This is a genomic window from Propionivibrio sp. (genome assembly GCF_016790145.1).
Classification (GTDB): domain Bacteria; phylum Pseudomonadota; class Gammaproteobacteria; order Burkholderiales; family Rhodocyclaceae; genus Propionivibrio.
Genome location: NZ_JAEUOI010000103.1, coordinates 1 through 21,501 on the forward strand (window position 1 = coordinate 1; position 21,501 = coordinate 21,501).

Annotated in this window: 21 protein-coding genes and 1 tRNA gene; 14 read left to right on the top strand and 8 right to left on the bottom strand. The window is 59.1% G+C overall.

Annotated elements, in window-relative coordinates; all coding sequences use genetic code 11:
* Window positions 1-257: 257 nt before the first annotated feature.
* The 3 genes from ftsX to ftsY form a co-directional block, all read right to left on the bottom strand.
* The gene (gene ftsX / locus JNM42_RS09025) at window positions 258-1,157 is read right to left on the bottom strand and encodes a permease-like cell division protein FtsX (protein WP_294268489.1); all 900 of its coding nucleotides are present in this window, start codon (window positions 1,155-1,157) and stop codon (window positions 258-260) included.
* A complete protein-coding gene (locus tag JNM42_RS09030; protein WP_294268491.1) occupies window positions 1,154-1,816 on the bottom strand; it encodes an ATP-binding cassette domain-containing protein in 663 nt (220 codons plus the stop codon). The genes ftsX and JNM42_RS09030 overlap by 4 nt, the downstream gene beginning before the upstream one ends.
* Before the next feature lie 146 nt (window positions 1,817-1,962).
* The gene (gene ftsY / locus JNM42_RS09035) at window positions 1,963-2,961 is read right to left on the bottom strand and encodes a signal recognition particle-docking protein FtsY (protein ID WP_294268493.1); all 999 of its coding nucleotides are present in this window, start codon (window positions 2,959-2,961) and stop codon (window positions 1,963-1,965) included.
* Between the two features lie 95 nt (window positions 2,962-3,056).
* On the opposite strand from ftsY, the gene JNM42_RS09040 reads away from it, so the two are divergent.
* The 5 genes from JNM42_RS09040 to JNM42_RS09060 are packed head-to-tail and all read left to right on the top strand — an operon-like array spanning window position 3,057 to window position 7,087.
* Window positions 3,057-4,436, top strand: coding sequence for a pitrilysin family protein (locus tag JNM42_RS09040; RefSeq protein ID WP_294268495.1), 1,380 nt, complete (start codon window positions 3,057-3,059; stop codon window positions 4,434-4,436).
* Between the two features lie 10 nt (window positions 4,437-4,446).
* Entirely contained in the window at window positions 4,447-5,742 is a 1,296-nt protein-coding gene (locus JNM42_RS09045; RefSeq protein ID WP_294268497.1) for a pitrilysin family protein, read from the top strand.
* Between the two features lie 15 nt (window positions 5,743-5,757).
* Window positions 5,758-6,321: a 16S rRNA (guanine(966)-N(2))-methyltransferase RsmD gene (rsmD, locus tag JNM42_RS09050; RefSeq protein WP_294268498.1), complete on the top strand. Its 564-nt coding sequence runs from the start codon at window positions 5,758-5,760 to the stop codon at window positions 6,319-6,321.
* Entirely contained in the window at window positions 6,314-6,808 is a 495-nt protein-coding gene (gene coaD, locus JNM42_RS09055) for a pantetheine-phosphate adenylyltransferase (protein ID WP_294268585.1), read from the top strand. Before rsmD ends, coaD begins: the two co-directional genes overlap by 8 nt.
* An 18-nt stretch (window positions 6,809-6,826) precedes the next feature.
* Window positions 6,827-7,087 carry a YfhL family 4Fe-4S dicluster ferredoxin gene (locus JNM42_RS09060; RefSeq protein ID WP_294268500.1) on the top strand — a complete coding sequence of 87 codons (261 nt, stop codon included), beginning with the start codon at window positions 6,827-6,829 and terminating at the stop codon, window positions 7,085-7,087.
* A gap of 3 nt (window positions 7,088-7,090) precedes the next feature.
* Here the strand turns inward: JNM42_RS09060 and JNM42_RS09065 are convergent, their stop codons facing one another.
* From JNM42_RS09065 to mutM, 3 genes are all read right to left on the bottom strand, one after another.
* On the bottom strand, window positions 7,091-8,698 hold the full coding sequence (locus JNM42_RS09065; RefSeq protein ID WP_294268502.1) for a hypothetical protein: 1,608 nt from the start codon (window positions 8,696-8,698) through the stop codon (window positions 7,091-7,093).
* Between the two features lie 255 nt (window positions 8,699-8,953).
* A complete protein-coding gene (locus JNM42_RS09070) occupies window positions 8,954-10,909 on the bottom strand; it encodes a dynamin family protein (RefSeq protein ID WP_294268505.1) in 1,956 nt (651 codons plus the stop codon).
* A gap of 90 nt (window positions 10,910-10,999) precedes the next feature.
* Window positions 11,000-11,827, bottom strand: a complete 828-nt coding sequence (gene mutM, locus JNM42_RS09075; RefSeq protein ID WP_294268506.1) for a bifunctional DNA-formamidopyrimidine glycosylase/DNA-(apurinic or apyrimidinic site) lyase — start codon at window positions 11,825-11,827, stop codon at window positions 11,000-11,002.
* A 97-nt stretch (window positions 11,828-11,924) separates the two neighbouring features.
* Between mutM and JNM42_RS09080 the strand changes: the two genes are divergently transcribed.
* The 3 genes from JNM42_RS09080 (at window position 11,925) to ispE (ending at window position 15,332) form a co-directional block, all read left to right on the top strand.
* The gene (locus JNM42_RS09080; RefSeq protein ID WP_294268508.1) at window positions 11,925-13,676 is read left to right on the top strand and encodes a tetratricopeptide repeat protein; all 1,752 of its coding nucleotides are present in this window, start codon (window positions 11,925-11,927) and stop codon (window positions 13,674-13,676) included.
* Between the two features lie 205 nt (window positions 13,677-13,881).
* Entirely contained in the window at window positions 13,882-14,469 is a 588-nt protein-coding gene (gene lolB, locus JNM42_RS09085) for a lipoprotein insertase outer membrane protein LolB (RefSeq protein WP_294268511.1), read from the top strand.
* The gene (ispE, locus tag JNM42_RS09090; RefSeq protein WP_294268512.1) at window positions 14,466-15,332 is read left to right on the top strand and encodes a 4-(cytidine 5'-diphospho)-2-C-methyl-D-erythritol kinase; all 867 of its coding nucleotides are present in this window, start codon (window positions 14,466-14,468) and stop codon (window positions 15,330-15,332) included. Before lolB ends, ispE begins: the two co-directional genes overlap by 4 nt.
* Window positions 15,333-15,374: 42 nt before the next feature.
* Here ispE and ppa read toward each other — a convergent pair whose 3' ends face one another.
* Window positions 15,375-15,923, bottom strand: coding sequence for an inorganic diphosphatase (gene ppa, locus JNM42_RS09095; protein WP_294268514.1), 549 nt, complete (start codon window positions 15,921-15,923; stop codon window positions 15,375-15,377).
* 165 nt (window positions 15,924-16,088) lie between these two features.
* Window positions 16,089-16,811 carry a dienelactone hydrolase family protein gene (locus JNM42_RS09100; RefSeq protein ID WP_294268516.1) on the bottom strand — a complete coding sequence of 241 codons (723 nt, stop codon included), beginning with the start codon at window positions 16,809-16,811 and terminating at the stop codon, window positions 16,089-16,091.
* A 168-nt stretch (window positions 16,812-16,979) separates the two neighbouring features.
* On the opposite strand from JNM42_RS09100, the gene JNM42_RS09105 reads away from it, so the two are divergent.
* From JNM42_RS09105 to ychF, 6 genes are all read left to right on the top strand, one after another.
* Window positions 16,980-17,318 (top strand): hypothetical protein, encoded by a 339-nt coding sequence (locus tag JNM42_RS09105; protein ID WP_294268519.1) that lies wholly within the window; start codon window positions 16,980-16,982, stop codon window positions 17,316-17,318.
* Window positions 17,319-17,508: 190 nt separating this feature from the next.
* Window positions 17,509-17,585 (top strand) — tRNA-Gln (locus tag JNM42_RS09110).
* Window positions 17,586-17,675: 90 nt separating this feature from the next.
* Complete coding sequence (locus JNM42_RS09115) at window positions 17,676-18,626, top strand: ribose-phosphate pyrophosphokinase (RefSeq protein ID WP_294268522.1); 951 nt, start codon at window positions 17,676-17,678, stop codon at window positions 18,624-18,626.
* 55 nt (window positions 18,627-18,681) lie between these two features.
* A complete protein-coding gene (locus tag JNM42_RS09120) occupies window positions 18,682-19,308 on the top strand; it encodes a 50S ribosomal protein L25/general stress protein Ctc (RefSeq protein WP_294268524.1) in 627 nt (208 codons plus the stop codon).
* A 171-nt stretch (window positions 19,309-19,479) separates the two neighbouring features.
* Window positions 19,480-20,049 (top strand): aminoacyl-tRNA hydrolase, encoded by a 570-nt coding sequence (pth, locus tag JNM42_RS09125; protein ID WP_294268525.1) that lies wholly within the window; start codon window positions 19,480-19,482, stop codon window positions 20,047-20,049.
* Window positions 20,050-20,075: 26 nt separating this feature from the next.
* Complete coding sequence (gene ychF / locus JNM42_RS09130; protein ID WP_294268527.1) at window positions 20,076-21,167, top strand: redox-regulated ATPase YchF; 1,092 nt, start codon at window positions 20,076-20,078, stop codon at window positions 21,165-21,167.
* Window positions 21,168-21,501: the final 334 nt, after the last annotated feature.

A 21,501-nucleotide genomic window follows, 5' to 3' on the forward strand; every position in this document is an offset into this window, starting at 1 on the left:
ATTGCGCGTCTGGGTGGGTGGAAGGGCTATGCTTCTGAAGCCAAGCCCGGCCCCATCACCATGCTTCATGGATTGCAGCGCCTCTTAGCGATCTGCCAAGGCTGGAAATTGGCTACAAAAGATGTGTGCATAGATTAGCCCGCAGGGCGAAGGGTGCAAACCCCCTCTCCTGCGGGGGAGGGATGGGGTGAGGGCCAGACACTCGTCAAACTTGGTGGGGCGGCGGTCTCGCTGCCGCTTTTGAAATGTGCTGGCGCTCAGCCGATACGGTGTAAATGAAGGGACACCGACAGTTGCGCGCCGAGCCAGCCGAGAGCGGCGCCAATCGCCGCCATTGCCGCGATGTTGCCGGGTGACAGGCCGCGCAGAACGAAGTTGCCGCCATACAGGGCGACGAGTTCGCCGACCGGCGCCGCCAGCAGCAGGCCGGCGGAGCTGACCAGCAGTGCGGCAAAGAGTCCGCCGAGCGCGCCCTGCAGGGCGCCGAAATAATGGAATGGCCGGCGGATGAAGGCATCGGTGGCGCCGATCAGTCGGGCGACCTCGATCTCGGTGGCCTGCGCCAGGATCTGCAGGCGGATGGTGTTGAAGGTGACGGCAACCAGCGCAGCGGCGAGCAGACCGGCGAGCAGGGTGATCGAGAGCTTGCCGATGCGCAGGAAGGCATCGAATCGTTTGACCCAGTCGGAATCAAGCTGGACATGGGCGACTTTCGGCCAGCCCGAGAAGGTGACGGCCAGCCGCTCCAGCGAGTCCGGCTGCGTATCTTCCGGTTCGACGATGAAGGCGTCCGGCAGCGGGTTTTTCGGCAGGCTGGCGATGACTTCGGCCATTCCTTCGGACGCTTGCAGTCGCTTCAGTGCGTCATCCCTGGGAACAAAGCGCCAGTGGCCCGGTCGGGCTTCGCGCAGTCGCGATTCGATTTCCTCGACTTCCTTTTTGCCGGCATCAAGCGCCATGAAAATGCTGATCTGCTGAACACCGGAGGCGCTGCCGGTGATGCCGCGCAGATTGTCGAGCACGACCCAGCCGGCACTCGGCAACGCCAGCGCGATGCCGATGACCAGAAGCGACAGGAGGGTGTTGAGCGGTGAGGCAAGCAGCCGGCGCAGGGCGTCGCGCAGGGCGGCGAGGTGCTGGGCAAAGAAGCGCTTCATGCGGCACCTTCGAGCAGGCGACCGCGCTCAAGTCGAAGCACTCGCGGCGCACAACTCGCCATCCACTGCGGGTCGTGCGTGGCGATGACGAGGGTGACGCCAACCTGATGGAAGGCGCGAAAGATTTCAAGGATGGCAGCCGCCGATTCGGCGTCGAGATTGGCCGTCGGCTCGTCGGCGAGCAGGATGGCGGGGCGGTTGACGACCGCGCGGGCAATCGCCAGGCGTTGCTGTTCGCCGCCCGAAAGGGCAATCGGGTGAGCCTTTTCGCGCTCGAGCAGCCCGACCTTGTCGAGTGCGGCACGCGCCCGGCTGGCGGCTTCCCTGGCTGGCAGGCCGACGATCGCCAGCGGCAGGAGGACGTTGTCCAGCACGCTGCGATCGAAGAGCAGCTTCTGGTCCTGAAAGATCAGACCGAAGTTGCGGCGCAGGTACGGAATGGCGCTCTTGCGCAGTGCGGCGAGATTCTGCCCGTTGATCACGATGCTGCCCGACGTTGGCCGCTCGATGGCGGCCAGCAGGCGGAACAAGGTCGATTTTCCGGCCCCCGAGTGGCCGCTGATGAAGACCATTTCACCAGCGTCGATTTCGAAACTGACGTCCTTGAGCGCTTCAAGACCTTCGGGGTAGCGTTTGCTTACGGTGGAACAGGCAATCATGGGTATCGGCTTGAACATCCACCGCAAAGACGCAAAGCGGCAAAGTTTCGCAAAGGATTGAAGGTGGCCGGTTGGCCGGGATTGGGCTCTGATTTACCCTGCGTCATCTTTGTGCCCTTCGCGCCTTTGCTGTGGGTTTTAGTTCGTCATCCCTCGAACAGCGCATCGACAAAGTCACGAGCAACAAAGGGTCGCAGGTCGTCGATGCCTTCACCGATGCCGATAAAGCGGATCGGCTTCGGGCACTGGCGGGCGATGGCGGCAATGACGCCGCCCTTGGCCGATCCGTCAAGTTTGGTGACGACGAGGCCGGTAACGCTAATCGACTTGTCGAAGGCTTTGACCTGCTGCAGCGCGTTCTGCCCAAAATTGGCGTCGAGTACTAGCAAAGTCTCGTGCGGGCCGCTGGGATCGGCCTTCTGGATGACGCGGCGCACCTTGGCGATTTCTTCCATCAGATGCAACTGGGTCGGCAGGCGACCGGCGGTATCGGCCAGAACGATGTCGATTCCGCGTGCCCTGGCGGCGGCGATGGCGTCGAAGATGACGGCCGCCGGATCGCCGGACTGCTGGGAAATAACCGTCACCTCGTTGCGTTCGCCCCAGGCTTGCAACTGCTCGCGAGCGGCTGCGCGGAAGGTGTCTCCGGCGGCCAGCAATACGGACAGGCCCTGGCCATGAAAGTATTTGGCCAGCTTGCCGATCGACGTCGTTTTGCCGGCGCCATTGACGCCGGCGATCATGATGATGAAGGGGCGATGCGAGGTGATTTCAAGCGGCTGTTCGAGCGGCAGCAGAAGTTGTATCAAGGCGGCCGAGAGCGCCTGCTGGATGCCTTCCGGGGTGTCGAGCTTGTCGCGCCTGGCACGGGTTTTGAGTTCGTCCAGCAGGTGCTGCGTAGCCTCCATGCCGACATCGCTGGTCAGTAGCAGGGTTTCCAGCTCTTCAAGCAGTTCGTCATCGACCTTGCCGCGCGAGAAAATCGATTTGAGTTTTCCGCCGAATTGCGCCCGCGTGCGCGCCAGGCCCGCCTTCAGGCGTTCGCGCCAGGAGGGTTGTGGTGGGGCGGAGGCCGGTTCAGGGAGCGATGCACTGTCCGTGGCAACGCCTTTAGCGTCGGCGGACTTCTTGAGGAAACCAAACATGGTACTTTCTTGTCTCTAGGTGTTACGGGGAATGAGGCGATGGTAAGATGCCCTCGCTAATTGACCTGCTTGCCAAATTTTAACAGAAGCCCTTCATGACCAAACATTACTCACGACGAATCACCGCACTGACGGCCCTGTTTCTGGCGCTGGCTGTACCGGCGGCGGCACGGGCCAACCCCTTCGAACAGCAACTGGCGAATGGCCTGCGCGTCATCGTCAAGGAAGACCGGCGGGCGCCGACAGTGGCCAGCATGGTCTGGTATCGTGCCGGCAGCATGGACGAAACCAGTGGTACGACCGGCGTCGCGCATCTGCTCGAGCACATGATGTTCAAGGGTACGCCGAGCACCGGGCCGGGCGAGTTCAGCCGTCTGGTCGCCGCTGCCGGCGGGCGCGACAACGCATTCACCAGCAAGGATTACACCGCCTACTTCCAGCAGGTGCCGAAGCAGAAGCTGGAGCAGATGATGCAGCTCGAAGCGGATCGCATGCGGCATCTGACCCTCGACCCCAATGAGTTCGCGCAGGAAATCAAGGTGGTCATGGAAGAGCGCCGGCTGCGAACCGACGATCAGCCGCAGGCGCTGCTGATGGAACAGATGAGCGCCGTGGCACTGCAGGCGCACCCCTACCGGGTGCCGGTCATCGGCTGGATGAACGATCTGGAAAGCATGACGGCGCAGGACGCACGCGACTGGTATGAGCGCTGGTATGTGCCAAACAACGCCTACCTGGTGGTGGTCGGCGATGTCGATCATCAGGAGGTGTTCAGGCTGGCCGAGAAGTATTACGGGTCGCTGGCGCCACGCGCCTTGCCCATACGCAAGCCGCAGGTCGAGCCGGAACAAACCGGTATTCGACGCCTGACGGTCAAGGCCCCGGCCGAACTGCCGGTGGTGCTGATGGCCTACAAGGTGCCGGTGATTCGCGATGTGGACAAGGATGTCGATCCCTACGCGCTTGAAATGCTCGCCGCCATTCTTGACGGCCATGAGGCGGCGCGCTTCTCGAAGAACCTGATCCGCGAACAGCGGCTGGCGACTTCGGCGGGTGTCGGCTACGACTCGACGTCGCGCGGCCCGGGCCTTTTTTATCTGCTCGGTTCGCCGAGCGAGGGCAAAACGCGCGCCCAGCTGGAGCTTGGTTTGCGCGCCGAAATTGCGCGTATTGCCAGGGAGGGCGTAGCCGCCGACGAACTGGCGCGCGCCAGGGCGCAACTGGTCGCCAGCCAGATTTACAAGCTCGATTCGATGTTTGCCCAGGCCATGGAAATCGGCCAGCTCGAAGCCGCCGGGATTCCCTATCAGTCGAACACGAGAATGATTGAAAAACTGCAAGCGGTGACGGCTGAACAGGTCAGGGCCGTGGCGCAGAAATATTTCCGTGACGAGCAACTGACGGTTGCCGAACTCGACCCGCAAGCCCTGCCGCAGACGCCGCGCCCACGCTCGGCGCCCGCCGGCCGGCATTGAGAGAATTCCGATGAAACTAGCCAAACTGCTTGCTCTGCTTTGCTTTTGTCTGGCCGGCCGCATGGCCGAAGCCGGACCGAAGATCGAACACTGGATTGCTCCTTCCGGTGCCCGCGTTTTCTTTGTCGAAAACCACACCCTGCCGATTCTCGACGTGCAGGTGGATTTCGCCGCCGGAACGTCATTCGACCCCCCAGGTCAGTCCGGTCTCGCGGCACTGACCCAGGGGCTGCTCGACATGGGTGTGCAGGGCATGGATGAAACGCAAATCTCCAACCGCCTGGCCGATCTGGGTGCGCTACTGACCGGTAGCGCGGATATGGATCGGGCTTCGCTCAGTCTGCGTACGCTTTCGGCGGACGACATGCGTAACCCGGCGCTCGATGTATTGCGTGCGGTGCTGACTACTCCCCAGTTTCCGCCCAAGGTTTTCGAGCGTGAACGGGCACGCACCGTGGTGGCCTTGAAGGAAGCGCTGACGCGCCCCGAGGCGATTGCCAACAAGGCATTCTGGGCGGCGATGTACCCGCAGCACCCGTATGGGCGGCAGGCCTCGCCGGAGTCGGTAAATGCCCTGCAGCGCGCCGACCCGGCGACCTTCTACCGCAAGCACTATACGGCACAACGGTGCAGCGTGTCGATCGTCGGCGACCTCTCGCGGGCGCAGGCGGAAGCGCTGGCACAGCAGCTCACGGCAGGCTTGCCTTCGGGCGGCCCGGTGGCCGCGCTGGGTGTGCCGCAACTGCCGGCGGCGCTCGAACAACGCATCGCCCACCCGGCCGCACAAGCTCACGTTCTGCTCGGCTTGCCGGCGCTCAAGCGCGGCGATCCCAACTTCTTTGCGCTGATTGTCGGCAACTACTCGCTCGGTGGCGGTGGCTTTGTTTCGCGGCTGATGAAGGAAGTGCGCGAGAAGCGCGGTTATGCCTACAGCGTGCATAGTTATTTTCTTCCGCTGGCACAGCCCGGGCCTTTCCAGATCGGCTTGCAGACGAAAAAGGCACAGGCCAACGATGCCTTGAAGGTGACACGCGAAGTGCTCGCCGGCTTTCTTGCCGAAGGTCCGGGCGAAGCCGAGTTGCAGGCGGCAAAACAGAACCTGGTCGGCAGCTTCCCGCTACGTCTGGACAGCAATCGCAAGATTCTTGAGAATGTGGCCGTGATCGGTTTTTATGGTTTGCCGCTCGACTACCTTGATCACTATGCCGAAAATGTCGAGAAGGTCACGACGGCCGAGATCAAGGCGGCCTTTGCGCGCCATGTGCGGCCGGAGAACATGGTCACGGTGGTGGTCGCTGGCGAGTAAGGCTGAAGTCCTCTTTTGAACACGGTACGCATCATCGGCGGAAAGTGGCGGCGGCGCATCCTGCATTTTCCCGATTCCGAAGGTCTGCGTCCGACACCTGACCGGGTTCGCGAAACCTTGTTCAACTGGCTCGGACAGGATCTTGCGGGATTGACCTGCCTTGACCTGTTTGCCGGTAGCGGTGCGCTGGGTTTTGAAGCAGCCTCGCGCGGCGCGGCGCGGGTGGTGATGGTCGAGAATTCGCCCAAGGTAGTGGCGGCGCTTGCAGAGAACGCCCGTTTGCTGGATGCTGACAGCCGATTGGAGATTGTGCGTGCAGATGCGGTAAAATTCGCCTCCTCCCTGCGTGCAGGCGGTTTTCGTTTTGATGTGCTGTTTCTCGATCCGCCTTACAAGCAGGGCTGGCTGGATCGGTTGTCACCGCTGCTGGCGGATCTTCTGGTCGATGAGGGTGTACTCTACGTTGAGGCCGAGCGCGTGCTGGAATCTTGCGGAGACTGGCGTACGGTGCGTAACGGTCGGGCCGGGCAGGTTTTTTATCACTTGATGCGACGAGGCGAGTCCAATGACGCTGAATAAACGGGCGGCGATCTATGCAGGCACCTTTGATCCGATTACGCGGGGCCACGAAGACCTTGTTCGACGTGCCGCCTGCCTCTTTGATCATGTCATCCTCGGTATTGCCGAGAGCCGCTCGAAGCGACCCTTCTTTTCGCTTGCTGAACGGGTCGAGATTGCACGGGAACTGCTGGTGCGCTATCCAAATGTCGAAGTCTGCGGGTTCGACGGTTTGCTGATGGACTTTCTGCACGTCAAAGGCGCCAAAGTCATCTTGCGCGGCCTGCGCGCGGCTTCTGATTTCGAATATGAATTTCAGATGGCCGGAATGAACAGAAACCTCTATCCCGATGTCGAAACAATATTCCTGACGCCGGGTGAGCAGTACATGTTCATCTCGGCAACGATGGTGCGCGAAATTGCCATGCTCGGTGGCGATGTCAGCAAATTTGTCCATCCGGCAATCAGTGAGCGGCTGGCAAAAAGAGTATCCGAAAAATTTCAATGAACTGAAGGAACCGTAGTCATGGCTTTGATTATTACCGACGAATGCATCAACTGCGACGTGTGCGAGCCGGAATGCCCGAACGAGGCGATTTACCAGGGTGAAGAAATTTACGAGATTGACCCGAACAAATGCACCGAATGCGTCGGCCATTACGATACGCCGCAATGTGTCGAGGTGTGCCCGGTCGATTGCATCCCGAAGGACGACAATCATCAGGAAAATGACGAGCAGTTGTGGGTGAAGTACGAAAAGCTGACGGGTAACAAGCGGCCGGGCTGAGCGCTATCCGACAACGACGAAGCTTACGCGTTCAAAATCGGGGCCTTCATCCAGTACGTGAATCAGTTTCATGCGCCAGGGTTTGTCCGCATTGATCTCGAGGATGCGTCCGGCTCGATACCAGCCCTGCGGAATGACCAGCGATTGATCGGTACCGACCGAGGGAACGGCGGGCAGCAGGAAAGCACGGCTATACCTTTCGTTGTGCACAGAGCCCTGGCCGAGCGGGCGGGCGGCAACGGCCTGCGGGATGCCGGCCAGGGCGGCGACCCCGGCAATCAGGCCGCCCTTCTGCTCCTGCATCAGCCAGGTTGTCTGTGCCAGCAGAAAACGTTCACCTTCATTTGGGCAGATGGCCAGTAACTGCCCGTGCGCCATTTTCTTGCCTGCGGCGCCGCGCATCAGACGAAAGCCGTTTGGCGATTGATTCACCACTTCCCATTGATCAAGCGTGAAACCAAGCAACTCCTGGCGCACTGCCAGTTCCTGCGTCGGGTCGACCATGTGACGGAAGGCGAACAGACTCTCGAATTCCAGTCGGGAGTAGGTGCGAACGTTTTCCGGCGTCAACTCCTTGCCGGAAATGTAGTAATACATCGCATCAAAACCAATGCACAGCTTGGCTATCCCCGAAGTGGTACGGCGGTGGAATTTTCGTTTGACGCGCGCCTGCGTCCAGGGACGGGCAAGGTGTTCGAGTAGCCGCCGGCATTGGCCTGACGAGCAATCCTCGCCGAGGCCGATCTGCGCCGGAGGGATTTTCTGCCTCAACTTCTGGCGAATCTCGCTCATATGCGTGGCCAGACGCGAGGTGTCGAGTCGGCGCAAATGCACGATCTGCTGACAGTCGGATGTCAAACGCAGGCCGACGTCCTGACTCAGGTCGATAACAAACTGTGGCAAAGGCTCGCCCGCTACGGCGGGGTGCAGGCTGACGAGATGTGACCAGTTGCTGGCCCAGCGACGAACCAGGTTCTGTTCGCGGATCGAGAGGCTGTAAGGACCGGCCAGTTCGGAGAGCAGCACACTGAGAAAGGCTGAAGTGCAATGCGTGTTGCGCCCCAGCGGATCGAGGGTGTCGAGAACGGGGAGGGTGACTACCCCCCATTTCTCGGCAGCGGCGTAATAACCATGCAGATCAAGCCACAGGCCCGGTGGCAATTCACGCCGGGCACGCTGGTGTTCGACAATTGCCAAGCCTGCATAATAAATGCTGCGGTGCAAAGTCAGCGCTATGCGTAACAGGTGCCCGGCGTCGACTGCTGCGCTGTCAAGTCTGGCGTAGTGAGCATAGGCCTTGGCCATTTTGAGCCAGGTGGCAATGACCTGACGGAAACATCCCTCCTCATTCTCGTCCAGTGGCAGAGGTTTGTTGATGTAATGTCGGGCCAGTTCTTCATCGACAAAACAGAGGGGTTCCCGTAATTGTTCGAGCAGATTGAGATAGACGTCGGCCTGGAGTGGCGACTGCAGCAGGCTATCGAGAAAGTGGTTAATCTCGTTTTCTGCCTTTTGCGGGTTGGCCAAAGTCAGGAGAGAAAGCATCTGCAGCCCGGTTTGCAGATCCGGGATGGTCATGGTGCTCGGCATCGGGTTGATCACAGTGCTCATCGATCGGGCAACCCTTGTTGACATGTCATGGAAATTGGCCGGGGATTGAATTCATCATGTCGCCGACGCCCCGCACTACGTATCCAATTGATCTGCTGGCGAGGGGGCAAGAAAAGAAACCTGAGGCACTTCCCTCGGGGGTGGCAAAATCCCGAAACGGGTTGTTCCACAAGTTCATGGCTAAGGCCATTTCGGCCCCTGTGAATCCATAATTTCTGATGGTGTACATTCATTGGAATTCAGGTGTTGAAACGATCAGGCGGCATTCAGCAGGTTTCGTCGGCTGAGCGTTTTTTTCAAAATGCTCTGAACGTCCTGACCGACCCTTTCGATCGCCTGGATCTGTGACACAAAATTGTTCTCGACGTGCACCAGTTCGTTGATGCGATCTTCCAGTGTCTCGGTCGCCTGATGAATTCGTTTGATGCTCTCAAGTCGCCGCTTGAGCTGGATCTGATGTTCGCGAACCTGCGTTTCCATTGGCGCCATGATCGCTTTCAGCCAGGATTCGGCGTCCCGGTTGGCGCGTTCGAAAGCTCGCCTGACCTGCGTGGCGACTTCGTCGAAGAACTTCTGGGTAAGCGTGTTCTTCTGTTGTGTCATCAACTGGAACATGGTGTTGAGGTGCGTGTCGCACCAGAACTCAAGTCGCTCGATATCCTTCTGGTAACGCAGCAGCGACAAAGTGCTTGGGGCGCCAAGATTGAGGCCATGTTCAACCGTGAACCGCTTGTACATCGCTTCCATCATGGTGCGGATTTCACCGATCTCGCCATCTGATTTGATCAGATTGGCGCGCGTGATGTTGAAGAAGTTCTTCATCGAGTCCGACAGCGTTTTTGAAAACGTCGCTGCCAGCATGGTTTCGCGTGTCGATGATGTCAGTAGGCGAAGGGCATCAAGTCCAAGATGGTCAAAGAGTTTGTTGGTCAGTTGCGAAAAGACGCTACGCAGGGCGTAGTAGCGTTGCAGTCCGGACTCGAACTCTTCTTTCTCGATACGTACTTTGCCCATCATGTATTCGACTACGCCCTTGTTTTTACCACGTAGTTCGGTCAGTTCACCGAGCTGTTCGCGCAAGCCGGTGAGCCGCGATTCGACAAGGCTGTGCATGCGCAGGTAGATGTCGGAAAACTCGGCGTCGGTATTTTCGTGAATGATTTCCTGCTTGGCTGGAATCAGTTCTCCGGAAAGGGCGGCTTCGAGATCAGGCAGACGGCTGCGTTTGAGTAGTGAAGCGTCCTTGTTGATCTTGGCAACCAGCGCCTTTTGCGCCGAAACAGGAAAAATCTGGCTCTCTGGCAAATCAAGTGTCCACGCGCAATTGTTGGTCTGCCTGGTGATCTCGGCGTTGATTTCTTCTTCTGACTTTAGTTCGTCCCACATACTGTCGATCTTGTTCAGAACGACGATGCGTCCTTTTTTTCGTCCGCCGGGTGCGCCGATGTGTTCGTTCCAGATCGCAAGATCGGACTGAGTAACTCCGGTGTCGGCAGCCAGGATGAAGAGAACGGCATGCGCATTAGGAAGCAGGGACAGCGTCAGTTCGGGCTCCGCGCCGATGGCGTTGAGACCCGGCGTATCAAGAATGACAAGTCCCTGCTTCAGCAAGGGATGAGGGAAGTTGATGATGGCGTGTCGCCAGTGCGGGATTTCGACCATTCCGTCTTCAGCAACCCGAACCACGGTGGATTCCCTGTTGCCGCTGGCAAAACCCAGCTTCTCGGCAATTTCCGGAGAAACGCGCTCTACTTCACTGACCGAACGGAGCGCCTCCTGCATCGATTCAGCCGATTTGGTATCGAGCGGAACGACTTTCCATTCGTCGGGGTAACATTTGTATTCGCTGATGCTGGAATTGGTTGCACGGGTCTGGATCGGCAGCAGTTCGATGCCGGGTGGTTTGTTCGGGTCATACATCAGCTCGGTCGGGCACATCGTGGTACGACCGGCCGTCGAGGGCAGCATGCGGTTGCCGTAATCGGCGAAGAATATGGCGTTGATCAGTTCCGATTTGCCGCGCGAGAACTCGGCAACAAACGCAACATGCAGGCGATCCTCGCGCAATTTTTCCAGCAACTGCCGGATACGCAGTTCAGTCTGGGCGTCGCTGAGTTCATTTTCAGACAGGCATCTGCGGAAAGCCTCTAGGCCTGCAGAAAGCTGAGTGCGCCATTTGCTGTAGGCGGCAAATTGCTGGGCAAGCGTCATGATCAGTTCCAACGCGATAAAAGAGTCTTCACTCTATCACAAAGTCTTGCCCAATCAATCACATGGGTTTGCCATGTTGATATAAGCGATTCACCGCTGACAGCGCGCACAGTAGAAAGTGGATCGACCCGCCTGACGAACACAATGCACTGGCCGCTCACAGGTCGGGCAGGGTTCCCCGTGACGATCGTAAACGGCGCATGAAAGCTGGAAACAGCCCGCACCGCCATCGCTATGCACATAGTCTCGTACGCTGCTGCCGCCAGCAGCGATGGCTGTTTCGAGTGTTGAACGGATGGCCGGGACGAGAATCCGGTAGCGTTCGCGGCTGATGCGATGGGCCGCGCGCAAAGGCGAAATGCCGGCGCGGAACAGGCTTTCCGAGGCATAGATGTTGCCTATGCCGACGACCAGATGGCTGTTCATCAGCAATGGTTTGATCGGCGCGCTGCGTCGGCGGGTGGCAGCGTATAGCCAATCTCCGTCAAACACCGGGGATAGAGGTTCGATTCCGAGAACGGCGATCAGCGGGTGGCTGACAACGTCATCGCCTTCGTGCCAGAGCAGCGTACCGAAACGACGCGGGTCGCGAAAACGCAAGGTCGTGCGGGCGAAGACCAGATCGACATGGTCGTGCTTCTGTGCCGGCGTACCCGTTCTGACCAGACGCAGACTGCCGGACATGCCAAGGTGCAGGATCAGCCAGCCGCCGCCCCCGGTGTTTTCGCAGTCGAAAAGAAGATATTTTCCACGTCGGGAAATCGCGTCGACGCGCAGACCGGTGAGCCGGGTGGCAAGCCAGGCCGGGATGTCATGGCGCAGTTTTGCCGTCCGGAAAATGACGTTAACGATGCGTTGCCCGGGCAGAAAAGGCAATAATCCTAAACGGCTGACTTCGACTTCAGGGAGTTCTGGCATTGCTGCTACCGATAAAAGCCCATACCATGCGTAAAACCATTATGAAGCAAATGACTCTAAACTAACGTGTGATCTGTTTGATAAAAGCAAGGAATCCATGAAACCCATTCGAAGCACCCTCTGTTTTGCCGCGCTGTCCATGGTCTTCAGCCTGCCGGTAGTGGCGGCTGATGGGGCGGCACCGGCCCGGAAACGTACGCCGGTAGTGCGTGAGGCCAAACGCCCGGCGTCCCCTGAACTACGGCCAGGCGATACGCAGTACGCAAATCAGCCCGGGCAGGTGATCTATCAGGTATTGCTGGCCGAAATCGCTCTGCAACGCGGTGATGCCAATCTGGCCAGCCAGGCTTACGCCGATCTCGCCTTGCGTACTCGTGATCCGCAAGTCCTGGAGCGGACAGTCGAAGTGGCGGGCTATGCCCGTCGCTTTGATCTGGCGCTTGAAGCGGCGCGCCTGTGGCTTGATGTTGAGCCCACGTCGAAACGCGCACAGCAAATGATGGTCAGTGTAATGATTCTTTCCAATCAGCTTGACGATCTGGCCCCCGGCCTGATTCGCATGCTTGAAGTCGACAAGGAATCGCTCGCCGATAACCTCCTCGGGCTGAACCGAATGTTTGCCCGTAATCCGGATCGTCAAGCCGTTTTCCGACTGATCGACAAGGTCGCCAGGCCCTTTTTTGGTGTCGCTGAAGCGCATTACGCCGTGGCCCTGGCGGCGGCTTCGGCCGGGGTTAATGAACGTGCGCTGGCTGAGGTACGGCGGGCGCTCGAGTTGCGAGCGGATTGGGAAATGGCGGCCTTGTTGCAAGCGCAACTGCTGTCGCGTGAGTCGCCTGCTGAAGCAATCAGTTTCATGCAGGGCTTTGTCGAGCGCAACCCGAAAGCGTTTGACGTTCGCTTGTATCTGGCACGAGCGCTGATTGGCGAAAAGCGTTATGGCGAAGCCAGAATCCATTTCGATCAGTTGCTGGCGGCCTATCCTGAGCGAGCGGAAGTTCTTTATCCGGCTGCCATACTGGCGCTGCAACAGGACGACAGAATGCTTGCCGAAGCCCGCTTGAAGCTTCTGGTGACGCTGGATATTCCGGACAAGAGCCTCGCCTATTATTATCTTGGGCAGATAGCCGAAGAGGACAAACGCAGCGCCGAGGCGCTGTCCCATTACGCGCTGGTCGGTGCCGGCGAACATTACCTCCCGGCGCAATTGCGCAGCGCACAACTGCTGGCTGGTCAGGGGCAGCTTGACGCTGCACGCAAACAGCTCGCTAAAGCAAAGCCTGGAACGCCCGAAGAGCGAGTGCAACTGTTGATCGCCGAAGCCGGCTTGCTGCGTGAGGCCAGACAGACGCAAGCAGCGTTCGATCTGCTCGATCAGGCGCTGGCCGTCCAGCCCGAGCAGCCCGAATTGCTCTATGAAAGTGCTCTGCTTGCTGAAAAACTCGGACGCCTGGACCTTCTCGAAAGCCGCTTGCGCAAGCTCATCGAATTGCGCCCGGAGAGTGCGCAGGCCTACAACGCCCTGGGATATTCCTATGCCGAGCGTAATCTTCGTCTGCTTGAAGCGCGTGAGTTGATTGAAAAGGCACTCAAGCTGGCGCCGGAGGATAGTTTCATTCTCGATAGCCTGGGCTGGGTGCTCTACCGGCAGGGTGATTTGCCCGGCGCTTTGGCCATCCTTGAACGAGCCTATGCAAAACGATCCGATCCCGAGATTGCGGCGCATCTGGGCGAAGTGCTGTGGGAACTCGGGCGCAAGGAGGAGGCGGGACGCATCTTGCGCGAGGCGCATCAGAAATTCCCAAGCAATGAGGCCTTGGCGGATGCGCTCAAGAAGTTCTCTCCCTGACGGCCGTGGATTTGGCGAACCCCTGCATCATGAGAAGAGTCAGCCTGGCCGTTTCGCTTAGCTCGTATTCCAATGATCGATCAAGCAGCCGCACGGCCATTCGCCCAGACCGTCACGTCGCTGCTTGTCCTGTAGGGCTAGGGAAGTGTTGTGCGTCGCGAGCGCAACATTCGCGTTAAACAGGATGCAGTCGAAACCTCTTTTCATGCGGTCTTGCCACTACATCGGGGTTCTTCTCGGCGTACTGCTTATCGGTGGCTGCGCCAATCTTCCTTCGTCGTCAAACACAGCGCCGCCGCGTGATGCGCTGCTCGCCTTCACGCTTGAAGCGCGGTTTTCCCTGCGTCATGAAGACAAGAGCTACTCCGGACGTTTGAGTTGGCGGCATGACGGGATGAACAACGAGTTGCTGCTATCTTCGCCGTTCGGTCAGGGAATGGCTGAAATTGTTACCAGCGAAAGCGGAGCACGGCTGACGAGCAGCGATGGCAAGGTGTATGAGGCGTCAGATGCCGAAACGCTGACCCGTCAGGTTCTCGGTTACCCGCTGCCTCTGGATCAACTCACCGACTGGGTGCGCGGGTGGGGTGCTGCGGCCGGGATTTCCGAGCGGGATGACCTTGGACGTCCCTTGCGCCTGCGTCATGAGGGCTGGCTCATTGACTACGGCTATGCCAGCGATGATCCACAGGCACCGCCCGATCGCATCTTCGCCGAACGCACGGGTGGCTTCGAATTGCGCCTGCGCATCGACGAGTGGAACAGCACGCTGCCGGGAAAGCGGGAGCCATGAGCAACGAAGTGTCATTGAAGGAGTGGACCTGGCAGAGCATCTACCTGGCACCGGCCAAGCTGAATCTGTTTCTTCACGTAACCGGACGGCGCGCCGACGGTTACCATCTGCTGCAAACCCTGTTCCGCTTTATCGATTTTGGTGACCGTCTGCGCTTTGTCGCGCGCGATGATGACAAAGTGATTTTGACCAATCCGCTGCCGGGCGTGCCGGTGGAAAACGATCTGACGCTGCGCGCAGCGCGTTTGTTGCAGGCTGAAACCGGCTGTCGCAACGGAGTCGAAATCTGCATCGACAAGCGCCTGCCGATGGGCGGTGGCCTGGGGGGGGGCAGCTCGGATGCCGCCACCGTGTTGCTGGCCCTCAATCATCTCTGGCAGCTTGGCGTGTCGCGCCAGCGCTTGCAGGAAATCGGCCTGACGCTCGGAGCCGATGTGCCGGTCTTCATTTTCGGGCGCAATGCGTTTGCCGAGGGGGTCGGTGAAAGCCTGCAGCTGGTCGAACTGCCAGCGGCCTGGTATGTCGTTCTGGAGCCGCCTGTCCAGGTGTCAACCGCAGCAATATTTGGCGCGGCGGAACTCAAGCGCGACAGCGCGCCGATGCGTGCGGCCGACTGGAAACCCGGCGTCGGCGGCAACGATCTGGAAGCGGTGGCGGTATCCCGTTTCCCTGTTGTCGGCGAGCATCTTCGCTGGCTATCCGCTTTTGGCGAGGCGCGCATGAGCGGCTCCGGCGCCTGTGTCTTTGCCGAGTTCGGGACGCAGGAAGCGGCTGTGGCGGTTATCCGCCATTTGCCTGCCGGAATGCGCGGCTGGATCGCCGCCGGGCTGGATTGCCATCCCCTGCACAAACTCGCGGCGTGAATGCGCCTGTAACGGACAGGCACCGCTACCGGGAAAATTCAATCAATATGCCGGCTTTTCCTTGGCGTCGTTGAAGCGCTTGACGCCGGTCATGATCTCCTGCTTTGCTTCTTCGACACCGAGCCAGCCCTTGAGCTTGACGAACTTGCCGGGCTCCAGATCCTTGTAGTGCGCGAAGAAATGGGAGATCTGATCGAGGATGATCGGCTGCAGGTCGCGCTGGCTTACGACGTCGCGATACATTGTTGTCAGCTTGTCCACCGGGACAGCGAGCAGTTTGTGATCGCCTCCGGCCTCATCTTCCATCTCCAGCATGCCGATCGGGCGGCAGCGGACGACCACCCCCGGCGGCAGAGGGAACTGAGCCAGTACCAGGACATCAACCGGGTCGCCATCATCAGAGATGGTGTGCGGAATATAGCCGTAGTTGCAGGGGTAATGCATGGCCGTGGACATAAAGCGATCGACGAATATCGCCCCGCTGGCCTTGTCGACCTCGTATTTCACCGGGTCGGCGTGCATCGGAATCTCGATAATGACATTGAAATCGTTGGGGAGGGAGATGCCGGAAGGGACGTTGTTCAGGGCCATGATGGTTTCTCGTGAAAGAGTGATTGAAAATCGTCGGGTGTCTTACGCTAGTGTAGTGCCTGATCCTGCCCATGCCAAGCTGATATGCGCAACGTACTTCGCCATTGAAGGCAAAGGGAGACAGTGCCGATCACGGAGGCATCGGGGTCGCCTGTACGACAGTCCTCAAGCGACATCCCGGCCAGGGGTAGCGAACACCGCACGGAACCAGGTCTCGATGTCGCGCAACTCTTCCATGCAGACACCATGCTCGGCATGGTAGGTGTGCCACTGCAGCGGGTAGCCCATGGCCTGCAAGCGTTCGCCCGAGCGCTGCCCCAGTGCGCAGGGGATCACCGTATCGCCGCGGCCGTGTGCCATGAAAATCGGTACTGCACGGTTGGCCGCGTGCGCTTCGGCCGGCAGCGTATCGGCCAGCGGCAGGTAGGTCGACAGGGCCAGGATGCCGGCCAGTCGCCGTTTGTGACGCAAACCGGCATGCAATGCAATGGCTCCACCCTGCGAGAAACCGGCGAGCACAATGTGCTCGTCGGCGACGCCACGCGTATTTTCGTGAGCGATCAGAGCCTCGATCTGCATGGCCGATTCGCGCACACCCTGCGGGTCTTCACGCCGGTCCGAGAAATCCGGCGAGACGATGTCGTACCAGGCGCGCATCACATAACCGCCGTTGATCGTGACCGGACGCATCGGCGCATGCGGGAAAACGAAGCGGATGGCCGGCAAGTCAGAGAGATCGAGTTCATCGACGATCGGCTCGAAATCGTGTCCATCGGCCCCCAGACCATGCAGCCAGATCACAGCGCAGGCCGGGTGAGCGCCGGTTTCGATTTCGACGGCAGGCAGCAAGGAACTGGCGTTTGCAGAAAGGTTTTCGCGGTTGGTCAAGGCAGGCCTCTTGAGTTGAGTGGACGGACTCTATTGTACCCAAGCTGCCGTCTCAAGAACGGACAGGCGCAAGCGTTCAAAACAGACGGTCACGTTCTGTGTATCCTATATGCTCTTTCATGGGGGTGGAATCCTGAAATGTACCCAGCGATTACCAAGGATAATTTTATGCAATTCGGAAAATTTAAGTTACTGCTCGGCGGATTGGCCCTGGGGCTGGCCTTGATCGGCTGCTCGCCCACACCGGAAACGGTTGGCGAGATGGCCAGAACGTCGATCCAGGATGTACTGCGTGTCGATCGGCGCTTCCAGGGCACCGGCGTCGAGGTGGTTCGGGTTCAGCTTGTTGCGGACGGCGACAAGCAATACAAGGGGATTGCCAGCATCAGACACAATGGCGTGGTACACGAAATACCGGTGAACGTTCAGGTCGATGGCCTGAGCATCCAGTGGAGTACAGCCCCGGATGCTTTTTCGTTTATTCCGCAAACCAGGCCGCCGCTATAGGCACTCGAGCAATTATCGCAGTCAACTAAAATGCGGATAATTCTCCGCCTGTAAAGCCGGCCAGGTCTGAAATCCCTTGACGGCAGTACTCCCGGATCGCATGCTTGTTCCTTGTCACGCCCTGTTTTTTTCGGCAAAAGCCCTGTATAATCCGCGCCTCGCTCGCTAGGCTCATCAAGCGGGTGACTGCTGGGGAGTCGCCAAGTTGGTTAAGGCACCGGATTTTGATTCCGGCATTCGAAGGTTCGAATCCTTCTTCCCCAGCCATTCGGTTTATTTCGATACGGGCAAGCAGCCACCCTGCCGGCCCGCATTGTATTCATACGGCGTTTTTTTCAGCGTCACGGGATGCGCGATATGGCCTACGACAGCCTGATGGTATTTACCGGTAACGCCAATCCCAAGTTGGCAGCCGATGTGGTCAAGCGCCTGAATATTTCGCTCGGACGAGCCAATGTCGGGCGCTTCTCGGACGGTGAAATTACGGTCGAGATCCAGGAGCATGTGCGCGGCAAGGATGTTTTCATATTGCAATCGACCAGCGCGCCGGCCAATGAAAACCTGATGGAGCTGCTGGTGATGGTCGATGCGCTGAAGCGTGCCTCGGCGACTCGTATTACCGCCGCCATCCCGTACTTTGGCTATTCCCGTCAGGACCGCCGCGTACGCTCGGCACGCGTGCCGATTGCCGCCAAACTGGTGGCCGACCTGCTGACCGCCGCCGGCGTACACCGGGTGCTGACCATGGATCTGCACGCCGAGCAGATCCAGGGCTTTTTCAATATCCCGGTGGACAACATCTATTCGCTGCCGATCATGCTGGCGGATGTGTGGAAAAAGGATTTCGAAGACCTGATGGTCGTTTCTCCCGACGTCGGCGGCGTGGTGCGCGCCCGCGCACTGGCCAAGCGTCTCGAATGCGACCTGGCAATCATCGACAAGCGTCGTCCGAAAGCCAATGTCTCTGAAGTCATGAATATCATCGGCGAGGTCGAAGGCCGTACCTGCGTGATCATGGATGACATGGTCGACACCGCCGGCACATTGTGCAAAGCGGCCGCCGCACTCAAGAAAAACGGTGCGAAACAGGTGTTGGCTTACTGCGTGCACCCGGTTCTTTCCGGGGCGGCCGTTAGCCGCATCAACGATTCGGTGCTCGACGAGCTGGTCGTTACCGATACCATTCCGCTCAGTGATGAGGCGCGGAAGTCGCCACGTATTCGTCAATTGTCAGTGGCCGACGTGCTGGCCGAAACGATTCGCCGGATCAGCAACGAGGATTCGGTTTCTTCACTGTTTATTGAGTAGTTTTATTAACCCCCTGCCTGGTCGCGGGCAGGGTTTGCATCAACCAGGAGCAGCCATGAAATTTGAACTTAATGCACAAAAGCGCACACTGCAGGGGTCCGGAGCGAGCCGCCGCCTGCGTCGCGCCGACAAGGTCCCGGGAATCATTTACGGGGGCACAGCCGCCCCGACCCTGATTCAACTCGATCACAATCCCCTGCTGCTTGCCTTGCGCAAGGAAGCCTTCCATGCCTCCGTATTGACGCTCAAGATCGACGGCGTTATGGAAACCGTGCTGCTGCGTGACTCGCAGATGCATCCCTACCGTCCGCTGGTTCAGCACGTCGATTTCCTGCGTGTCGATGCCACCCATGTCATTCACCAGAAAATTCCGCTGCACTTCATCAACGCCGACATCTCGCCAGGCGTCAAACTCAATGACGGCCATGTTTCGCCGGCGATGAATGAAATTGAAGTGAGCTGTCTGCCGCAGGATCTTCCGGCCTTCATCGATGTCGATCTGAAGGATCTGGAAGCAGGTCATTCGATCCACGTTTCGCAGATGGTTTTCCCGAAGGGTGTCAAGCCGATTACGCATGGCAATGACGATGCCGTCGTGGTGTCGATCTCGGTCAAGAAGGCTGTTGTTGTCGAAGAAGCCGATGGCGAAGCCGCTCCTCCCGCTCCTGCGGCGGCCCCCTGAGCTTCGCTGTCTGATTGACCGGCCGCCGTCTGGAGCTTGAACTCCCCGGCGGCCGTTTTTCAAGAAAACTGACACCTGACAACTGGCGCAATGTCGCATGGTGGCATGGGGCCGGCAAAGACAGACGGCTTCCTTTGCTGCTTTGCGGTGGATTCTGGATGCTAAAACGCAATGACCGTTCCGCGCCTGATCGTCGGCCTCGGTAACCCCGGAAACGAGTACGCCGACAATCGGCACAACCTCGGTTTCTGGTTCATCGAGCGTCTGGCGCGCGATCTCAAGGTGCCGCTCGCGCCGCAGGGCAGGTTCTTCGGCGTCAGTGGCCGCATCGGTGAGCAGTGGCTGTTGCAGCCGATGACCTACATGAACCGATCCGGACAGGCAGTGGCTGCCCTGGCGCACTTTTACAAAATTACACCGGAAGAAATACTGGTGGTGCATGACGATCTTGACCTGGAACCCGGCAGCATCCGCCTTAAGCAGGGCGGTGGCAACGGCGGGCATAACGGGCTGAAGGACATCCAGGCGCATCTGTCCGTGCCGGATTTCTGGCGGCTGCGTCTGGGCATCGGGCACCCGGGCGAGCGCAACGAAGTCATCAATTACGTGTTGAAAGCGCCACGCCGTGAAGAGCAGGAACTGATTGACCACGCGCTTGACCGCTGCCTGCTGGCCTGGCCGAAACTCGGTGCCGGCGATTACGCGGTCGCACAACGTCAATTGCATACCAAAGCTGTTTAACGATTGCCACAAAGCGGAATACCATCATGAGCCTCAAATGCGGAATCGTCGGCCTGCCCAATGTCGGCAAGTCCACCCTCTTCAATGCCCTGACCAAGGCCGGCGTGGCGGCTGAGAATTATCCCTTCTGCACCATCGAGCCTTCAGTCGGTGTCGTCGCCGTGCCGGATAAACGCCTCGACACGCTGTCGGCAATCGTCAAGCCGCAGCGCGTCGTACCGGCGGTGACCGAGTTCGTCGACATCGCCGGTCTGGTCGCCGGTGCCTCGAAGGGTGAAGGTCTGGGCAACAAGTTTCTCGCCAACATCCGCGAGACCGACGCCGTCCTCCATGTCGTCCGCTGTTTTTCCAATGACAACGTGATTCACGTTTCCGGGAACGTCGATCCGATCCGTGATATCGAGATCATCGACACCGAACTGGCTCTGGCCGACATGGCGACAGTCGAAAAGGCGCTGTTACGTTACCGCCGGCCGGCCAGCGCCGGTGACAAGGAAGCCAAACTGCTGGTGGCGGTGCTCGAAAAATGCTTTGCCCAGCTTGACCAGGCCAGGCCGGTGCGCGCACTCGATCTGGCCAAGGAGGAATGGGCCAACCTCAAGCCTTTCTGCCTGATTACCGCCAAACCCGTTCTTTACGCGGCCAACGTCGCCGAGGACGGCTTCGAGAACAATCCTTACCACGATGCCGTGCGCCAGCACGCCAGCGCCGAGAAGGCCGAGGTCGTCGCCGTCTGTGCGGCGATCGAAGCCGAGATCGCCGATCTCGACGATGATGAAAAGCAGCTTTTCCTGGCCGACCTTGGCCTCGAGGAGCCGGGTCTCGACCGGCTGGTCCATGCCGGCTACCATTTGCTCGGCCTGCAGACCTACTTCACGGCCGGCGTCAAGGAAGTGCGGGCGTGGACGATCCACCGGGGCGATACCGCGCCACAGGCGGCCGGCGTCATTCATACCGACTTCGAACACGGCTTCATCCGCGCACAGACCATTGCCTACGATGACTTCATCACCTATGGCGGCGAGCACGGCGCCAAGGAAGCGGGCAAGATGCGCGCCGAAGGCAAGGAGTATGTCGTCAAGGACGGGGATGTTCTTAATTTCCTGTTCAACGTCTAATTCTTCGGATTCTGCCGATCTTCGACGGATATTAAAAATCCCGTATCCTGGCAATCCTAGGTATGCAGGCGTGGGTCGTTCAGGTAACCCAGTTACCCAGATCGCACGACTCCTGTCCCGGCGCACAAGTAGCGGTAGCGTTAATACACGATACTTCAACGTTTTGGTGCTGCCCTCAAACGTGTAAAAACGTAACAAATTGATTATATTGACAAAATACTGCTAACGCCGACTATAGTCGGCGTGGAGCTTCCCCCCAAACGAGGGGTGGCTCCACCTGGAGTAGAACTCTCTACCTCGCTTGGAAAGCTGGCATCCCCTCACGCTGAAGGCG